The organism is Niallia taxi (assembly GCF_004005475.1).
GTDB lineage: Bacteria > Bacillota > Bacilli > Bacillales > Cytobacillaceae > Niallia > Niallia taxi.
The window spans coordinates 1-2,772 of sequence record NZ_RZTZ01000045.1; the positions used below are offsets into that span (position 1 = coordinate 1).

Annotated in this window: 1 rRNA gene; it reads left to right on the plus strand. The window is 52.3% G+C overall.

Features of this window, described 5'->3' with window-relative positions:
- A 23S ribosomal RNA gene (locus EM808_RS28295) occupies positions 1 to 2,770 on the plus strand; the annotation flags it as partial.
- Positions 2,771 to 2,772 lie beyond the last annotated feature (2 nt).

Below are 2,772 nucleotides of genomic sequence, written 5' to 3' on the forward strand. Positions count from 1 at the left end.
ATAGAGTAACTGAAGGCAGACCCGGGGAACTGAAACATCTAAGTACCCGGAGGAAGAGAAAGCAAACGCGATTCCCTTAGTAGCGGCGAGCGAAACGGGATTAGCCCAAACCAAGAGGCTTGCCTCTTGGGGTTGTAGGACACTCTACATGGAGTTACAAAGGAACGGGGTAGATGAATAGGTCTGGAAAGGCCAGTCATAGAAGGTAAAAACCCTGTAGTCGAAACTTCGTTCCCTCCTGAGTGGATCCTGAGTACGGCGGGACACGAGAAATCCCGTCGGAAGCAGGGAGGACCATCTCCCAAGGCTAAATACTCCCTAGTGACCGATAGTGAACCAGTACCGTGAGGGAAAGGTGAAAAGCACCCCGGAAGGGGAGTGAAATAGATCCTGAAACCGTGTGCCTACAAGTAGTTAGAGCCCATTAATGGGTGATAGCGTGCCTTTTGTAGAATGAACCGGCGAGTTACGATTACATGCAAGGTTAAGTTGAAGAGACGGAGCCGCAGCGAAAGCGAGTCTGAATAGGGCGATAGAGTATGTGGTCGTAGACCCGAAACCAGGTGATCTACCCATGTCCAGGGTGAAGTCCAGGTAACACTGGATGGAGGCCCGAACCCACGCACGTTGAAAAGTGCGGGGATGAGGTGTGGGTAGCGGAGAAATTCCAATCGAACTTGGAGATAGCTGGTTCTCTCCGAAATAGCTTTAGGGCTAGCCTCAAGGTAAGAGTATTGGAGGTAGAGCACTGTTTGGACTAGGGGCCCCCATCGGGTTACCGAATTCAGACAAACTCCGAATGCCAAATACTTATCCTTGGGAGTCAGACTGCGAGTGATAAGATCCGTAGTCAAGAGGGAAACAGCCCAGACCACCAGCTAAGGTCCCAAAGTATACGTTAAGTGGAAAAGGATGTGGAGTTGCTTAGACAACCAGGATGTTGGCTTAGAAGCAGCCACCATTTAAAGAGTGCGTAATAGCTCACTGGTCGAGTGACTCTGCGCCGAAAATGTACCGGGGCTAAACGTATCACCGAAGCTGTGGATTGACATCTATGATGTCAGTGGTAGGAGAGCGTTCTAAGGGCGTTGAAGCTAGACCGTAAGGACTGGTGGAGCGCTTAGAAGTGAGAATGCCGGTATGAGTAGCGAAAGATGAGTGAGAATCTCATCCACCGAATGCCTAAGGTTTCCTGAGGAAGGCTCGTCCACTCAGGGTTAGTCGGGACCTAAGCCGAGGCTGAAGAGCGTAGGCGATGGACAACAGGTTGATATTCCTGTACCACCTTATGAATCGTTTGAGCGATGGGGGGACGCAGGAGGATAGGGTAAGCGTGCTGTTGGATTAGCACGTCCAAGCAGTTAGGCTGGTAATGAGGCAAATCCCATTACCGTGAAGGCGGAGCTGTGACGGCGAGGGAAATATAGTACCGAAGTTCCTGATTCCACACTGCCAAGAAAAGCCTCTAGCGAGATTCAAGGTGCCCGTACCGCAAACCGACACAGGTAGGCGAGGAGAGAATCCTAAGGTGAGCGAGAGAACTCTCGTTAAGGAACTCGGCAAAATGACCCCGTAACTTCGGGAGAAGGGGTGCTCTTTTGGGTGCAAGCCCGAGAGAGCCGCAGTGAATAGGCCCAGGCGACTGTTTAGCAAAAACACAGGTCTCTGCGAAGCCGTAAGGCGAAGTATAGGGGCTGACACCTGCCCGGTGCTGGAAGGTTAAGAGGAGGGGTTAGCGTTCGCGCGAAGCTCTGAATTGAAGCCCCAGTAAACGGCGGCCGTAACTATAACGGTCCTAAGGTAGCGAAATTCCTTGTCGGGTAAGTTCCGACCCGCACGAAAGGTGTAACGATCTGGGCACTGTCTCAACGAGAGACTCGGTGAAATTATAGTACCTGTGAAGATGCAGGTTACCCGCGACAGGACGGAAAGACCCCGTGGAGCTTTACTGTAGCCTGATATTGAATTTTGGTACAGCTTGTACAGGATAGGTAGGAGCCTTGGAAGCCGGAGCGCCAGCTTCGGTGGAGGCATTGGTGGGATACTACCCTGGCTGTATTGACATTCTAACCCGCACCCCTTATCGGGGTGGGAGACAGTGTCAGGTGGGCAGTTTGACTGGGGCGGTCGCCTCCTAAAAAGTAACGGAGGCGCCCAAAGGTTCCCTCAGAATGGTTGGAAATCATTCGTAGAGTGTAAAGGCACAAGGGAGCTTGACTGCGAGACCTACAAGTCGAGCAGGGACGAAAGTCGGGCTTAGTGATCCGGTGGTTCCGCATGGAAGGGCCATCGCTCAACGGATAAAAGCTACCCCGGGGATAACAGGCTTATCTCCCCCAAGAGTCCACATCGACGGGGAGGTTTGGCACCTCGATGTCGGCTCATCGCATCCTGGGGCTGTAGTCGGTCCCAAGGGTTGGGCTGTTCGCCCATTAAAGCGGTACGCGAGCTGGGTTCAGAACGTCGTGAGACAGTTCGGTCCCTATCCGTCGTGGGCGTAGGAAATTTGAGAGGAGCTGTCCTTAGTACGAGAGGACCGGGATGGACGCACCGCTGGTGTACCAGTTGTCTTGCCAAAGGCATAGCTGGGTAGCTATGTGCGGAAGGGATAAGTGCTGAAAGCATCTAAGCATGAAGCCCCCCTCGAGATGAGATTTCCCATAGCGTAAGCTAGTAAGATCCCTGAAAGATGATCAGGTTGATAGGTTTGAGGTGGAAGCGTGGTGACACGTGGAGCTGACAAATACTAATAGATCGAGGACTTAACTAAAA